At 73.6% G+C, this 14435-nt stretch carries 11 protein-coding genes and 1 tRNA gene; 9 read left to right on the top strand and 3 right to left on the bottom strand.

Annotation, left to right across the window (positions count from 1 at the left end; genetic code table 11):
• Positions 1-111: 111 nt before the first annotated feature.
• Entirely contained in the window at positions 112-750 is a 639-nt protein-coding gene (locus tag ACFW9D_RS33725) for an HAD family hydrolase (protein ID WP_384628399.1), read from the bottom strand.
• Between the two features lie 73 nt (positions 751-823).
• Positions 824-2164, bottom strand: a complete 1341-nt coding sequence (gene murA, locus ACFW9D_RS33720) for a UDP-N-acetylglucosamine 1-carboxyvinyltransferase (protein WP_188338618.1) — start codon at positions 2162-2164, stop codon at positions 824-826.
• 252 nt (positions 2165-2416) lie between these two features.
• Between murA and ACFW9D_RS33715 the strand changes: the two genes are divergently transcribed.
• From ACFW9D_RS33715 to ACFW9D_RS33690, 6 genes are all read left to right on the top strand, one after another.
• A complete protein-coding gene (locus ACFW9D_RS33715; RefSeq protein ID WP_188341531.1) occupies positions 2417-2986 on the top strand; it encodes a YqgE/AlgH family protein in 570 nt (189 codons plus the stop codon).
• Between the two features lie 64 nt (positions 2987-3050).
• Positions 3051-3341 carry a DUF3039 domain-containing protein gene (locus ACFW9D_RS33710; protein WP_188338619.1) on the top strand — a complete coding sequence of 97 codons (291 nt, stop codon included), beginning with the start codon at positions 3051-3053 and terminating at the stop codon, positions 3339-3341.
• Between the two features lie 677 nt (positions 3342-4018).
• Positions 4019-4915, top strand: coding sequence for an FAD binding domain-containing protein (locus tag ACFW9D_RS33705; RefSeq protein WP_384628394.1), 897 nt, complete (start codon positions 4019-4021; stop codon positions 4913-4915).
• Positions 4912-6432 carry a 2Fe-2S iron-sulfur cluster-binding protein gene (locus ACFW9D_RS33700; RefSeq protein WP_384628391.1) on the top strand — a complete coding sequence of 507 codons (1521 nt, stop codon included), beginning with the start codon at positions 4912-4914 and terminating at the stop codon, positions 6430-6432. Before ACFW9D_RS33705 ends, ACFW9D_RS33700 begins: the two co-directional genes overlap by 4 nt.
• Positions 6429-8783 carry a xanthine dehydrogenase family protein molybdopterin-binding subunit gene (locus ACFW9D_RS33695; RefSeq protein ID WP_384628389.1) on the top strand — a complete coding sequence of 785 codons (2355 nt, stop codon included), beginning with the start codon at positions 6429-6431 and terminating at the stop codon, positions 8781-8783. Before ACFW9D_RS33700 ends, ACFW9D_RS33695 begins: the two co-directional genes overlap by 4 nt.
• 88 nt (positions 8784-8871) lie before the next feature.
• On the top strand, positions 8872-9339 hold the full coding sequence (locus ACFW9D_RS33690) for a GNAT family N-acetyltransferase (RefSeq protein ID WP_188341533.1): 468 nt from the start codon (positions 8872-8874) through the stop codon (positions 9337-9339).
• Positions 9340-9429: 90 nt separating this feature from the next.
• Here ACFW9D_RS33690 and ACFW9D_RS33685 read toward each other — a convergent pair.
• Positions 9430-9501 (bottom strand) — tRNA-Cys (locus ACFW9D_RS33685).
• A 326-nt stretch (positions 9502-9827) separates the two neighbouring features.
• Between ACFW9D_RS33685 and ACFW9D_RS33680 the strand changes: the two genes are divergently transcribed.
• From ACFW9D_RS33680 to ACFW9D_RS33670, 3 genes are all read left to right on the top strand, one after another.
• Positions 9828-11303, top strand: a complete 1476-nt coding sequence (locus ACFW9D_RS33680; protein WP_384628386.1) for an MFS transporter — start codon at positions 9828-9830, stop codon at positions 11301-11303.
• A gap of 233 nt (positions 11304-11536) precedes the next feature.
• Positions 11537-13336, top strand: coding sequence for a DEAD/DEAH box helicase (locus tag ACFW9D_RS33675; RefSeq protein ID WP_188338623.1), 1800 nt, complete (start codon positions 11537-11539; stop codon positions 13334-13336).
• Positions 13337-13653: 317 nt separating this feature from the next.
• Complete coding sequence (locus ACFW9D_RS33670; RefSeq protein WP_188338624.1) at positions 13654-14292, top strand: IclR family transcriptional regulator; 639 nt, start codon at positions 13654-13656, stop codon at positions 14290-14292.
• Positions 14293-14435 lie beyond the last annotated feature (143 nt).

Here is a 14435-nt window from a genome sequence, read left to right as displayed (position 1 = left end):
CCGCGCCCCTAGAGGCGAACGGCTTCGCCGCTCAGCCTCTATCGGGGAAATGCGACGCGAAGCGTCTGCATTTCAGGGGCGCGGGGAACTGCGCGACCAGCCCCCACCGGCCTACCGCGGACGCGTCAGCGTGACCTCGGTCAGGGACGCGGTCACCGTGAGGCGCGGGTCCGACGGGATGCCCGGCACGGACGGCACCGCAAGCACCCCGCACCCAGCGGCCAGCGCAGACGCAACCCCCGTAGGCGTGTCCTCGACGGCAAGACAGTCGCCCGGCTCCGCCCCCAGGGCACGCGCCGCCGCCAGATACGGATCGGGATGCGGCTTGCCGCGCGCCGTGTCGCCGTTGGTCACGAGCACCGAGAAGCGCTCGGCGCCCAGCACCGCGACCACCAGCTCGGCCACATGCCGCTCAGAGGCCGTCACGAGGGCCACAGGGACCCCGAGCGCCCGCGCCGCGTCGAGGAGCCGCACAGCACCCGGCTGCACCCGTACACCGGCCGCCACGGCCGCGCCGAACTCCCGGTCCAGCCACGCCGCCGTCTCCTCGTACGGCCACGGCGCGAGCCCCTCCGCGACGAGCCGGCGCGCCGCGTCCTGGATCGTGGCCCCGGCGTACGAGTCGAGCCCCGCCGGGACGGTCCGCCCGTCCAGGAGCCGCTCCACGACCGCGAGCCACTCGCGCTCCGTGTCGACGAGCGTGCCGTCCATGTCGGTGAGCAGGGCGGCGGGCCGGGGCAGCTCGATCATCGGGGTCCTCTCGCGGGTACGTCGAAGGGGGCCGCCCGGATCAACCGGCCGGCCCCCTTCAACGTACGTGCCGCTAGCCCAGGGCCTTGCCCGGAAGCTCAACCTTCGCACCGAGTTCCACGAGCTTCTCCATGAAGTTCTCGTAGCCGCGGTTGATCAGGTCGATGCCGTGCACCCGCGAGGTGCCCTGCGCGGCCAGCGCCGCGATCAGGTACGAGAAGCCGCCGCGCAGGTCGGGGATGACCAGGTCGGCGCCCTCCAGCTTGGTCGGGCCCGAGACGACCGCGGAGTGCAGGAAGTTGCGCTGGCCGAAGCGGCAGTCGGAGCCGCCCAGGCACTCGCGGTACAGCTGGATGTGCGCGCCCATCTGGTTCAGCGCGGAGGTGAAGCCGAGGCGGGACTCGTAGACCGTCTCGTGGACGATCGACAGGCCGGTGGCCTGCGTGAGCGCCACGACCAGCGGCTGCTGCCAGTCGGTCTGGAAGCCGGGGTGGACGTCCGTCTCCAGCGCGATCGACTTGAGCTGGCCGCCCGGGTGCCAGAAGCGGATGCCCTCGTCGTCGATCTCGAAGGCGCCGCCGACCTTCCGGTACGTGTTGAGGAAGGTCATCATCGAGCGCTGCTGGGCGCCGCGCACATAGATGTTGCCCTGCGTGGCGAGCGCGGCCGAGGCCCAGGACGCCGCCTCCAGGCGGTCCGGCAGCGCGCGGTGCGTGTAGCCGCCGAGCTTGTCGACACCCGTGATGCGGATGGTGCGGTCGGTGTCCATCGCGATGATCGCGCCCATTTTCTGCAGGACGCAGATCAGGTCCTCGATCTCCGGCTCCACGGCCGCGTTCGAGAGCTCCGTGACGCCCTCGGCGAGGACGGCCGTGAGCAGGACCTGCTCGGTGGCGCCCACGGAGGGGTAGGGGAGCTGGATCTTCGTGCCGCGCAGCCGCTGCGGGGCCTCCAGGTACTGGCCGCCCTCGCGCTTCTCGATCGTCGCGCCGAACTGGCGCAGCACCTCGAAGTGGAAGTCGATGGGACGGCCGCCGATGTCGCAGCCGCCCAGGCCCGGGATGAACGCGTGGCCGAGGCGGTGCAGCAGCGGGCCGCACAGCAGGATCGGGATGCGGGAGGACCCGGCGTGCGCGTCGATGTCCGCGACGTTCGCCGACTCGACGTGCGAGGGGTCCATCACCAGCTCGCCCGGCTCCTCGCCCGGACGGACCGTCACGCCGTGCAGCTGCAGCAGTCCGCGCACCACACGGACGTCACGGATGTCCGGGACGTTGCGCAGCCGGCTCGGGGCGCTGCCGAGCAGCGCGGCCACCATGGCCTTGGGCACGAGGTTCTTCGCGCCGCGGACACGGATCTCGCCCTCCAGCGGGGTTCCGCCGTGGACAAGCAGTACATCGTCGGTGACGGTCATGAATCTCGCGTTCCGATGAGGATGGGCAGGGACCAAGCCATAAGAGTAAGGGCCGCCTCCCCTTGTTCCGTAAGCCCGATGACATACAGAACCGTCATGACTTCGCTACAACACGAACCGTTCCGAATCGGACACATGGGGTGACCGTCGGGCCCGCCGCGCGCATTCCGTTTCCGCCCGCCCTGAGCTGCGTTCATACCGTTGTCGCGCTTGGCTCCCCCTCCGGAGGCAAGATGCGGGATCATGTCTGCCATGACCGAGGTGTCCTCGCTCACAGGGCGGCTGCTCGTGGCCACACCCGCCCTCGCGGACCCGAATTTCGACCGGGCGGTCGTGCTGCTCCTCGACCACGACGAGGAGGGCTCGCTCGGCGTCGTCCTCAACCGGCCCACGCCGGTGGACGTCGGCGACATCCTGGAGGGCTGGGGCGACCTGGCCGGTGATCCGGGTGTCGTCTTCCAGGGCGGTCCGGTCTCGCTGGACTCCGCGCTCGGCGTGGCCGTCATCCCCGGCGACTCGCTGGAGCGCGCCCCGCTCGGCTGGCGCCGGGTGCACGGCGCGATCGGCCTCGTCGATCTGGAGACCCCGCCGGAACTGCTCGCCGCGGCCCTCGGTTCGCTGCGGATCTTCGCCGGCTACTCGGGCTGGGGCCCGGGCCAGCTGGAGGGCGAGCTGACCGACGGGGCCTGGTACGTCGTCGAGTCGGAGCCCGGCGACGTGTCGGTGACCCGCCCCGAGGGGCTGTGGCGGGCGGTGCTGCGCCGCCAGCGCAGCGAGCTCGCGATGGTTGCCACCTACCCGGACGACCCGTCGCTCAACTGACCGTGCCGGGGGCGGCACCGGCGGCTCTTCGCCGTTCGCGGGCGCTTCAGTACCCTTGGCCTTTATGAGCACTCTCGAGCCCGAGCGCGGGACAGGTACGGGGACCCTCGTAGAGCCGACGCCGCAGACGTCGCACGGGGACGGCGATCACGAGCGCTACGCCCACTACGTCCAGAAGGACAAGATCATGGCCAGCGCGCTCGACGGCACGCCGGTCGTCGCGCTCTGCGGCAAGGTCTGGGTGCCGGGCCGTGACCCGAAGAAGTACCCCGTGTGTCCCATGTGCAAGGAGATCTACGAGTCCATGGGCGCCGGCGGCGACAAGGACAAGGGCAAGGACGGCGGGAAGAAGTAACGCTCCCTCCCTCGTCCCCCGTTCCGTCTCGTCCCCGGAGGCTCCCGGTGTGCGGCAGTGATGCCGCGCGCCGGGAGCCTCTCGCGTGCGTGCGGGAGTCCTTCGTGCTTTCGGTGTGCTCGGACGTCCGATCGAAGGGGCGCCCCCGATCGTGTGAGTCACGGGGAGGGGCGGCGTGTTCCGGCGGTTCCGGCGCCGGGGGCCGTGGTGCGCCGCGCTCCCGTCACCTGCGGGCACCCCGGATCGCGCCGGTGCGCGCGGCGGGCCCGTCCCGTCCGGATATGCGCGCCGGGACGGCACGACCGGCCCTTACGCGCTTCTCGTGCGACGCACATATGCGACCCGCATGCGGACCGGGCCCGGGCCCCTCGCGTCCGCGGGCCGTCTTCCGGAGCGCCGTCCGAAACCCCTCGTACGTCACCGGAGGGGCACAGAGCGTGCGAGGCGGTGATGTGCCGTCAAAACGGTCATCTCCCAGGTGGAAGGGGCGAATGCCTCCTACCGGACCCCCTCTCCGGGTGCCGGGGAAGATGTGCCAGAGTTGCCACGTCCGGCCTGTCAGCACGTACCGTACGGCGGAACAGGCGTTACGGCGGGTACGACGGTCGCGCGCGGACCACGCGGGGCCAAGGCCGTCGCTGATGCGCACGGCCGGACATCGGGAAGGGGCAGCCGGTTTGACCACGCACGCACCGCAGGCGACACAGGCCGCGGTACTTCCGGGTTCGCTCGACGAGGCGGTCGCGGCGCTCGCCGCCCTGCCCGCCGCCGTGCCCGTAGCCGGCGGCACCGATCTCATGACGCAGGTCAACGCGGGTCAACTCCGTCCCGCCGCCCTCGTCGGACTCGGCCGGATCAGCGAGATCCGCGGCTGGCAGTACCAGGACGGGCACGCGCTGCTCGGCGCCGGACTCACCCACGCCCGCATGGGCCGCCCCGACTTCGCCGCGCTCATCCCCGCCCTCGCCGCCGCCTCCCGCGCCGCGGGACCGCCCCAGATCCGCAACGCGGGCACCCTCGGCGGCAACATCGCCTCCGCCGCGCCGACCAACGACTCGCTGCCCGTGCTCGCCGCCCTGGAGGCCACGCTCGTCATCGCGGGACCCGGCGGCGCCCGGCGCGAGGTGCCCGTCTCGCACCTCCTCGCCGGCATGGAGATGCTCCGGCCCGGCGAACTCATCGGCTTCGTACGGGTGCCGCTGCTGCACGCCCCGCAGGTCTTCCTCAAGGCCACCGGCCGCACCGGGCCCGCCCGCGCGACCGCCTCCGTGGCCCTGGTCCTCGACCCGGCCCGGCGCGGCGTGCGCTGCGCGGTCGGCGCGATCGCGCCCATGCCGCTGCGGCCCCTGGAGGCCGAGCAGTGGGTGGCCTCGCTCATCGACTGGGACGGGGAGCGCGGGGCGCTCGTGCCCGAGGCCGTGCAGGCGTTCGGCGAGTACGTCGCCGCGGCCTGCATCCCCGATCCGGAGCCCGAAGCGGACGGCACGCAGCAGCAACTGCCGCCCGCCGTACTGCATCTGCGGCGCACCGTCGCCGTGCTGGCCCGGCGTGCACTTGGGAGGGCGCTGTCGTGACGAACGAGTACCACGGTCCGGGATCCGGCCCCTCCGGTTCCGACGTCCCCGGCGCCGACGGATGGCAGCCGGTGCCGCCGGGCGAGTACGACTCCGACGCGACCGCCTTCGTGCAACTGCCGCCCGAGGGCTTCCCGGAGACCGCGCCGCTGGCCGCGCCCGGGCACAACTACGTGCCGCCGCAGATAACGGTGAGCCCGGCCACGGGTGCCGCCGCGGTCGATCCGGCGGCGACCGGGGTGTGGGTGCTCCCGCCCGAGCTGACCGGTGCCGCGCCGGAGCAGCCCGCGCAGGCGCCGCAGCCCGAGCCGCAGCCCGCGCATCCCGAGCACGCCGAGTACCAGACCGGGCAGTGGTCGATCCCCGTCGTGTCGGAGAGCGAACTCGCGGACGACTCCGGCGAGTTCACGACCTCGTCGATCGCCGAGCAGTGGGGCGACCGGAACCCGCCGCCCGCCACGCTGCCGGGTGGCGCGACCGCGCCGTGGGCCCACGAGGCATGGGCCCAGCCCGACCCCGTGCCCGAGCCCGAGCCTGTGCGGGACGAGGTCCCGGAGGCGGAAACGGAACCGCAAGCGGAACCCGCGGCTGTTCCTGCGGCCGAGCCCACCGAGCCCACCGAGCCCGCCGAGCCCACCGGGCCTGCTGAGTCCGTCGAGCCCGCCCCGTCGGTCGAGCCTGGCGAACTCGTCGAGCCCGTAGAGCTCGTTGAGCCTGTCGCGCCCGTCGAGCCCGTCGATCCTGCCGCGGAGGCGGCCGCCGAGCCGACCGCCGACGGCACGCCCGGAGACGCCGCCGCCGAACCGGACGCCCCCGCCGCCCCCGTCGTCACGCCCCTGCACGACGACCACCCCCTGGTCAGCTACGTCCTGCGGGTCAACGGCAGCGACCGCCCCGTCACCGACGCCTGGATCGGCGAGTCCCTGCTCTACGTGCTGCGCGAGCGGCTCGGCCTGGCCGGCGCCAAGGACGGCTGCTCGCAGGGCGAGTGCGGCGCGTGCAACGTCCAGGTGGACGGCCGTCTCGTCGCCTCCTGCCTCGTCCCGGCCGCCACCACCGCCGGCAGCGAGGTCCGTACCGTCGAGGGCCTGGCCGCGGACGGGCAGCCCTCCGACGTGCAGCGGGCGCTGACCACCTGCGGCGCCGTCCAGTGCGGCTTCTGCGTGCCCGGCATGGCGATGACCGTCCACGACCTGCTCGAGGGCAACCCCGACCCGAGCGACCTGGAGGCCCGCCAGGCGCTGTGCGGCAACCTGTGCCGCTGCTCCGGTTACCGGGGTGTGCTCGACGCGGTGCGGCAGGTGACCGCCGAGCGCAAGGCGTCCGCCGAGGCCGCCGAGACGGCCGAGACCGACGGGCCGGGCGCGTCCGAGGCCGGCGAACCGCGTATCCCGCACCAGGGCGGCCCCGTGCACGGCGAGGGCGTGGCCCCGCCCCTCGGCGAGAGCGGACCGTTCGGCGACAGCGGCGCGGCCGACGGCGCATTCGGTGACTTCCGGAACGGAGGGCAGGCATGACGAACGAAGCGACCGAGGCCACCACCCTGCTCACCGGGACCACTCCGGTCCCGGGCACGCCCCCCGGCCCGCCCGAGACCGAGGAGCTCCCGCACGGCCTCGGCGTCACGCTGCCGACCGTGGAGGCCGCCCCCAAGGCCGAGGGCACGTTCCCGTACGCCTCCGACCTGTGGGCCGAGGGACTGCTCTGGGCCGCCGTGCTGCGCTCCCCGCACGCCCACGCGCGCGTGGTGTCCATCGACACCACCCACGCGCGCGAGATGCCCGGCGTGCGCGCCGTCGTCACGCACGAGGACGTCCCTGGCGGGCCCGTGCCCGGCCACCGGGCAGCCGACCGCCCGGTGTTCGCCTCCGACCTCGTGCGCCACCACGGCGAGGCGCTCGCCGCCGTCGCCGCCGACCACCCGGACACGGCCCGGATCGCCGCCGCCGCGATCATCGTCGAGTACGAGGTCCTCGAACCCGTCACCGATCCCGAACAGGCCTTCGCCGCCGAGCCGTTGCACCCCGACGGCAACCTGATCCGGCACATCCCGCTGCGCCACGGCGACCAGGAGGCGACCGGCGAGACGGTCGTCGAGGGCCTCTACCGCATCGGCCGCCAGGACCCCGCCCCCATCGGCGCCGAGGCCGGCCTCGCCGTCCCGCGCCCCGACGGCGGCGTCGAGCTCTACATCGCCTCGACCGACCCGCACGGCGACCGCGACCTCGCCGCCGCCCGCTACGGCCTGGAGCCCGAGCGCGTGAAGGTCGTCGTCACGGGCGTCGCCGGCGCGACCGCCGACCGCGAGGACCCGAGCTTCCACCTCCCGCTCGGCCTGCTCGCGCTGCGCACCGGGCACCCGGTCAAGCTCACCGCCACCCGCGAGGAGTCCTTCCTCGGCCACCCGCACCGCCACCCGACGCTGCTGCGCTACCGCCACCACGCCGACGCCGAGGGCCGGCTCGTGAAGGTCGAGGCGCAGATCCTGCTCGACGCGGGCGCCTACGCCGACACCTCGTCCGACGCCCTCGCGGCGGCCGTCTCCTTCGCCTGCGGCCCCTACGTCGTGCCGAACGCCTCGATCGAGGGCTGGGCGGTCCGCACGAACAACCCGCCGTCCGGTCACGTACGCGGTGAGGGCGCGCTCCAGGTCTGCGCCGCCTACGAGGCCCAGATGGACAAGCTCGCCAAGAAGCTGAACCTGGACCCGGCCGAGCTGCGCCTGCGCAACGTCATGGCCACGGGCGACGTCCTGCCCACCGGCCAGGCCGTGACCTGCCCGGCGCCGGTCGCCGAACTCCTCACCTCCGTACGGGACTTCCCGCTCCCCGAGCTGCCCATGGACACGCCGGAGGAGGACTGGCTGCTGCCCGGCGGCCCCGAGGGCGCGGGCGAGCCGGGGGCCGTGCGGCGCGGTGTCGGCTACGGCATCGGCATGGTGCACATGCTCGGCGCGGAAGGCGCCGACGAGGTCTCCACCGCCACGGTGAAGGTCCAGGGCGGTGTCGCCACCGTCATCTGCGCGGCCGTCGAGACCGGCCAGGGCTTCACGACGCTGGCCCGCCAGATCGTCCAGGAGACCCTCGGCATCGACGAGGTTCACGTGGCGCCCGTCGACACCGACCAGCCCCCGGCCGGCCCCGGCTGCCGGGGCCGGCACACCTGGGTCTCGGGCGGCGCGGTCGAGCGGGCGGCCAAGATGGTCCGCACCCAGCTTCTCCAGCCGCTGGCCCACAAGTTCGGCATGTCGACCGAACTGCTCCAGATCGCCGACGGCAAGATCACCTCCTACGACGGCGTCCTGTCGACCACGGTCGAGGAGGCCATGGACGGCAAGGAGCTCTGGGCCACCGCCCAGTGCCGCCCGCACCCCACCGAGCCCCTCGACGCGGACGGCCAGGGCGACGCCTTCGTCGGCCTCGCCTTCTGCGCGATCCGCGCGGTCGTGGACGTCGACATCGAGCTCGGCTCCGTCCGCGTGGTCGAGCTGGCCGTGGCCCAGGACGTGGGCCGCGTCCTCAACCCCGGGCAGCTCGCGGCCCGGATCGAAGCGGGCGTCACGCAGGGCGTCGGCGCGGCCCTCACGGAGAACCTCCGTACTCCCAAGGGCATCGTCCGCCGCCCCGACCTCACCGGCTACGCCCTGCCGACCTCCCTCGACGCCCCCGACATCCGCATCGTCAAACTCGTCGAGGAACGCGACGTGGTGGCCCCCTTCGGCGCCAAGTCCGTCAGCGCGGCCCCCGTCGTGGCGTCCCCGGCGGCGGTCGCCTCCGCGGTCCGCGCGGCGACGGGCCGCCCCGTCAACCGCCTCCCGATCCGCCCCCAGGCGGCCGTCGTCACGGAACCCGCCACCACGTCGACGTGAACCTAGGCTGGGCCCCGTGACCGATGACATCGCGTACGACATACGGATCCGGCCCGGCGACGGGGACGACGCGCCCGCCATCCTCGGGATGCTCGACGGGGCCGTGGCCTGGATGAACTCCCGGGGGAACACGGAGCAGTGGGGGACCGTGCCGTACTCGCGGACGCGCGGCGGCACCGAGCGCGTCGAGCGGTACACCACCGTCAACCAGCCCTTCGTCGCCGAGCTGAACGGCGTGCCCGTCGGAGCCGTCGTCCTGGACACCGGCCCCAGCCCGCAGATGCCGATCCCCCCGGCCGACGAACCCGAGCGTTACGTGAGGCTGTTGATCAGCGACCGCCGTCGGGCCGGGCTGGGCATCGGATCCGCCCTGCTGGCACACGCCGCCGAGCAGACACGCCGGGCCGGGGTGGACCTGCTGCGGGTGGACTGCTGGGCGGGCGGCGGCGGACAACTCGTCGCCTACTACGAACGGAACGGCTTCGTCCGCACGGAGAGCTTCCGCTCCGGCGAGTGGCCGGGACAGGTACTGGCCCGGCGGGTCGGCGCGGTCTGACGCCGAAGGGGCGCCCCCCTCGCGGAGATCGTCCGCGGGCAGGGGCGCCCCTTCGCCTTCGCGCAGCCCAGCGCCGTTGGGCTGCGACCGAGGCCGTGACCGGATTCGAACCGGCGTGCTTCGCTTTGCAGGCGAATCCCTGAGCCACTCGGGCACACGGCCATGAGACGTGCTGTTCGGTTGTGCGCGTGCTTCTCCGCGGGCGGAGCCCGCTGTCGGATGCGGCGCAGGTGAATCCCTGAGCCACTCGGGCACACGGCCGAGCGGGTCCGGTCGGGGGTGCCTCTCGGCGGGCTCCCGGTCGAACTGCAACGACCGTACGAGCCCGCACGCCGTCGCCTCAAGGGATCCGGGTGGGGTGCAACACGACTGCCATGTCCCGTTCACGGTCGGGGGCGTGGGGCGGTGGGTCGTACGACCAAGGGACCAGGCAGAAGGCGGTCTTCCGACAGGGGTCAGACAGCGCTACGCCCCTTACCCTGATGCGCATGGCCGCCCTCGAAGACGACGTCACCGCCGCATCCGTCCCGGCACCCGCGACCGAGCCCGCCACCGCCGTCACCGAGGACGGCGGTGTGCTGGGCCGGGCCTACCGCGCGCTCAGCATCGGGATCGTCACCGTCGTTCTGCTGATCGCCTTCGAGGCGACCGCGGTGGGCACCGCGATGCCGGTCGCCGCGCGGGAGCTGGACGGGGTCTCGCTGTACGCGTTCGCGTTCTCGGGGTACTTCACGACGAGCCTGTTCGGGATGGTGCTCGCCGGGCAGTGGGCCGACCGGAGCGGGCCGCTGGGGGCGCTGAGCGCCGGGATCGGGGCGTTCGCGGCCGGGCTCGTGCTGGCCGGGACCGCCGGGACCATGTGGCTGTTCGTCGCCGGGCGGGCCGTGCAGGGGCTGGGCGGCGGACTGGTCATCGTCGCGCTGTACGTCGTCGTCAGCCGGGCCTACCCGGAGCGGCTGCGGCCCGCGATCATGGCGGCGTTCGCGGCGAGCTGGGTCGTGCCGTCCATCGTGGGGCCGCTCGCCGCCGGAGCCGTCACCGAGCACCTCGGCTGGCGCTGGGTGTTCCTCGGGATCCCGGTGCTGGTGCTGCTGCCGCTCGGGCTCGCGGTGCCGCAGATCCGGCGCCGGGCCGGCGGCCCGCCCGTCGCGGACCCCGCCGCGGGCGAGAAGAAGTCGGGCCCGGACCGGCGGCGGATCCGGCTCGCGTTCGGGATCTCGCTCGGGGCGGGCCTGCTCCAGTACGCGGCCCAGGACCTGCGCCCGCTGTCCCTGCTGCCCGGTGCCGCGGGCGTCGCGCTGCTCGTGCCGTCCGTGCTCGGCGTGCTGCCCCGCGGCACGTACCGGGCGGTGCGCGGGCTGCCGTCGGTGGTGCTGCTGCGCGGGATCGCGTCCGGGGCGTTCATCGCCGCCGAGTCGTTCGTCCCGCTGATGCTGGTGACGCAGCGGGGCCTGTCGCCGACGCTCGCCGGGTTCTCGCTGGCCGCGGGCGGCGCGACCTGGGCGCTGGGCTCCTGGGTGCAGTCCCGGCCCCGCCTGGAGCCGTACCGGCAGCGGATGGTCGCCGGCGGCATGGTGCTGGTCGCCGCCGCGATCGCGACCGCCCCGAGCGTGCTGATCGCGGCCGTGCCCGTCTGGATCGTCGCGGTGGCCTGGGCCTTCGGCTGCCTGGGCATGGGCCTCGTGATCTCGTCCACCAGCGTGCTGCTGTTCCAGCTGTCGGCGCCGGAGGAGGCCGGGGCGAACTCGGCCGCGCTCCAGATCTCCGACGGCCTGACCAGCGTCGTCCTGCTCGCGGCGGGCGGCGCCGCGTTCGCCGCGCTCGGCGGGGGAGCGGTCGGGCACGGGGTCGCGCAGGGGGCCGGCGGCTCCCACCCGGGGGCGTTCGCCGCCGTGTTCCTGCCGATGGCGGTGGTCGCGCTCGCCGGGGCCTGGGTCGGGACGCGGCTGCGGGCCGCGCGCTGAGCCCCCGGCGGGCGGTGACGTGATCGCGACTGCCGGTGAGAGTCGGCCAGTTGATCTGTGACCCGCGTCCCAACCACCCCCGCCCCGGCCTCGTCCGTCGCGCTCGTCAACCGGGCCCCCGGTAAGGTGGCCCGGTTGTCATACGCAGCCGTGCCGCGGTCCCCGGCCGGTGCGGCGGACGTAGCGACGACGTACACGTAGCCGTGCCGTCCAGCCCTGAGTAATCGGAGACCGTGACTACCACCGCCGCCACCAGCTCCTCGTCCCACCACCTTTCCCCCGCCTTCCCCGGCCGCGCCCCCTGGGGCACCGCCAACAAGCTGCGTGCCTGGCAGCAGGGCGCGATGGAGAAGTACATCCAGGAGCAGCCGCGCGACTTCCTGGCGGTCGCCACCCCCGGCGCCGGCAAGACGACCTTCGCGCTCACCCTCGCCTCCTGGCTGCTGCACCACCACGTCGTGCAGCAGGTGACCGTGGTCGCGCCCACCGAGCACCTGAAGAAGCAGTGGGCGGAGGCGGCGGCGCGCATAGGGATCAAGCTGGACCCCGAGTACAGCGCGGGCCCGCTCAGCAAGGAGTACCAGGGCGTCGCCGTGACGTACGCGGGCGTCGGCGTGCGGCCCATGCTGCACCGCAACCGCTCCGAGCAGCGCAAGACGCTGGTCATCCTCGACGAGATCCACCACGCCGGTGACTCGAAGTCCTGGGGCGAGGCCTGCCTGGAGGCGTTCGAGCCGGCCACCCGCCGCCTCGCCCTCACCGGCACCCCGTTCCGCTCCGACACCAACCCGATCCCCTTCGTCACGTACGAGGAGGGCAACGACGGCATCCGGCGCTCCTCGGCCGACTACACGTACGGCTACGGCAGCGCCCTCGGTGACGGCGTCGTCCGCCCCGTGATCTTCCTCAGCTACAGCGGCAACATGCGCTGGCGCACCAAGGCCGGCGACGAGATCGCGGCCCGGCTCGGCGAGCCCATGACCAAGGACGCGGTCAGCCAGGCCTGGCGCACGGCGCTCGACCCGCGCGGCGAGTGGATGCCGAGCGTGCTGCGTGCCGCCGACGCCCGCCTCACCGAGGTCCGCAAGGGCATCCCCGACGCGGGCGCCCTCGTCATCGCCTCCGACCAGGACTCGGCCCGCGCCTACGCGAAGCTGATCCGGGAGATCACCGGGACGAAGGCGACCGTCGTGCTCTCCGACGACACCGGCGCCTCGAAGCGGATCGACGACTTCGCCGCGAGCGACGACCGCTGGATGGTCGCCGTCCGCATGGTGTCCGAGGGCGTCGACGTGCCGCGCCTCGCCGTCGGCGTGTACGCGACGACGATCTCCACCCCGCTGTTCTTCGCACAGGCCGTCGGCCGTTTCGTACGGTCCCGGCGGCGCGGCGAGACGGCCTCCGTCTTCCTGCCCACCGTGCCCGACCTGCTCGGCTTCGCCAACGAGATGGAGGTCGAGCGCGACCACGTCCTCGACAAGCCGAAGAAGGAAGGCGAGGAGGACCCCTACGCCGAGTCCGAGCAGGAGATGGACGAGGCGAACAAGCAGCAGGACGAGGACACCGGCGAGCAGGAGCAGTTCTCCTTCGAGGCGCTGGAGTCCGAGGCCGTCTTCGACCGCGTCCTCTACGACGGCGCCGAGTTCGGCATGCAGGCCCACCCCGGCAGCGAGGAGGAGCAGGACTACCTCGGCATCCCCGGGCTCCTCGAACCCGACCAGGTGCAGCTGCTGCTCCAGAAGCGGCAGGCCCGGCAGATCGCGCACAGCAAGAAGAAGCCCGACACCGAGGCCGACCTGCTGGAGCTGCCCGCGGAGCGGCGGCCCGTCGTCTCCCACAAGGAGATGATGGAGCTGCGCAAGCAGCTGAACACGATGGTCGGCGCGTACGTCCACCAGAGCGGCAAACCGCACGGCGTCATCCACACCGAACTGCGCCGGGTGTGCGGCGGACCGCCGAGCGCGGAGGCGACGGCGGGGCAGCTGCGCCAGCGCATCGCCAAGGTCCAGGAGTGGGCCACCCGCATGTCCTGAGCGGGCGCGGGGCGCAGTTCCTGCGGGGTGTGCGGACCGGGGCATTCCCGATGATCTCCGGCTTGTTACTGACCGGATTCTGGACGGAGTCTTCCGCTGAGCGGACCGTCTCGCTAGATTCCCGGGCAACGCACACGCCCCGTGGCAGAGCCGCCGCGGAGCGCAGCCGGTACGCCCGAAGACTTGCCGTACGCACCAGACGCACGCGGCGCAGGGCCTGCTGCCGACCGGCGGCCTCTGACGCGCGTCGCCGAACGGGACCGGCGGCGCAACCGCCGCGGAGGAGACCGCCTACCTCACACTAAGGAGTGGGCGTCGTGACCGCGGAGACCTCCCAGACGCTCGACCGGGGACTACGAGTCCTCAAACTGCTCGCCGACACCGACCACGGCCTGACCGTGACCGAGCTCTCCAACAAGCTCGGGGTCAACCGGACCGTCGTCTACCGCCTCCTCGCCACGCTGGAGCAGCACGCCCTGGTCCGCCGCGACCTCGGCGGCCGCGCCCGCGTCGGGCTCGGAGTGCTGCGGCTCGGCCGGCAGGTGCATCCGCTGGTGCGCGAGGCCGCGCTGCCCGCGCTGCGCTCGCTGGCCGAGGACATCGGGGCGACGGCGCACCTGACCCTCGTGGACGGTACGGAGGCCCTTGCCGTGGCCGTCGTCGAGCCCACCTGGACCGACTACCACGTGGCCTACCGGGCCGGGTTCCGGCATCCGCTCGATCGCGGGGCGGCCGGCCGGGCCATTCTCGCGGCGCGCGGCGGGTCCCTGGAGCCGGGGTACACGCTGACGCACGGGGAGCTGGAGGCGGGCGCGAGTGGTGCGGCCGCGCCGCTCCTCGGGGTGACCGGGCTCGAGGGGTCGGTCGGGGTCGTCATGCTGGCGGACGCCGTCCCGGAACGGGTGGGGCCGCGGGTGCTGGATGCCGCGCGTGAGGTTGCCGACGCGCTTCGCTAGCCGCGTGGGGGCGGGATTTCGGGTGCGGGTCGGTGGGGGCTGGTCGCGCAGTTCCCCGCGCCCCTGGAAGGCATGCGGCTTCGCCGCGCCTTCCCCCGACAAAGGCACCCCGCACCTTGATCGGGGAAATGCGACCCGAAGGG

Origin of the sequence: Streptomyces sp. NPDC059524 (assembly GCF_042749255.1) — a bacterium.
Classification (GTDB): domain Bacteria; phylum Actinomycetota; class Actinomycetes; order Streptomycetales; family Streptomycetaceae; genus Streptomyces; species Streptomyces xanthii.
This window is presented reverse-complemented; position numbering and strand designations above follow the sequence as displayed.

Coding starts and splice junctions, on each gene's coding strand:
- murA (WP_188338618.1), bottom strand. CDS start 2,164: ATGACCGTCACCGACGATGTACTGCTTGTCCACGGCGGAACCCCGCTG.
- ACFW9D_RS33715 (WP_188341531.1), top strand. CDS start 2,417: ATGACCGAGGTGTCCTCGCTCACAGGGCGGCTGCTCGTGGCCACACCC.
- ACFW9D_RS33695 (WP_384628389.1), top strand. CDS start 6,429: ATGACGAACGAAGCGACCGAGGCCACCACCCTGCTCACCGGGACCACT.
- ACFW9D_RS33680 (WP_384628386.1), top strand. CDS start 9,828: ATGGCCGCCCTCGAAGACGACGTCACCGCCGCATCCGTCCCGGCACCC.
- ACFW9D_RS33710 (WP_188338619.1), top strand. CDS start 3,051: ATGAGCACTCTCGAGCCCGAGCGCGGGACAGGTACGGGGACCCTCGTA.
- ACFW9D_RS33690 (WP_188341533.1), top strand. CDS start 8,872: ATGCTCGACGGGGCCGTGGCCTGGATGAACTCCCGGGGGAACACGGAG.
- ACFW9D_RS33725 (WP_384628399.1), bottom strand. CDS start 750: ATGATCGAGCTGCCCCGGCCCGCCGCCCTGCTCACCGACATGGACGGC.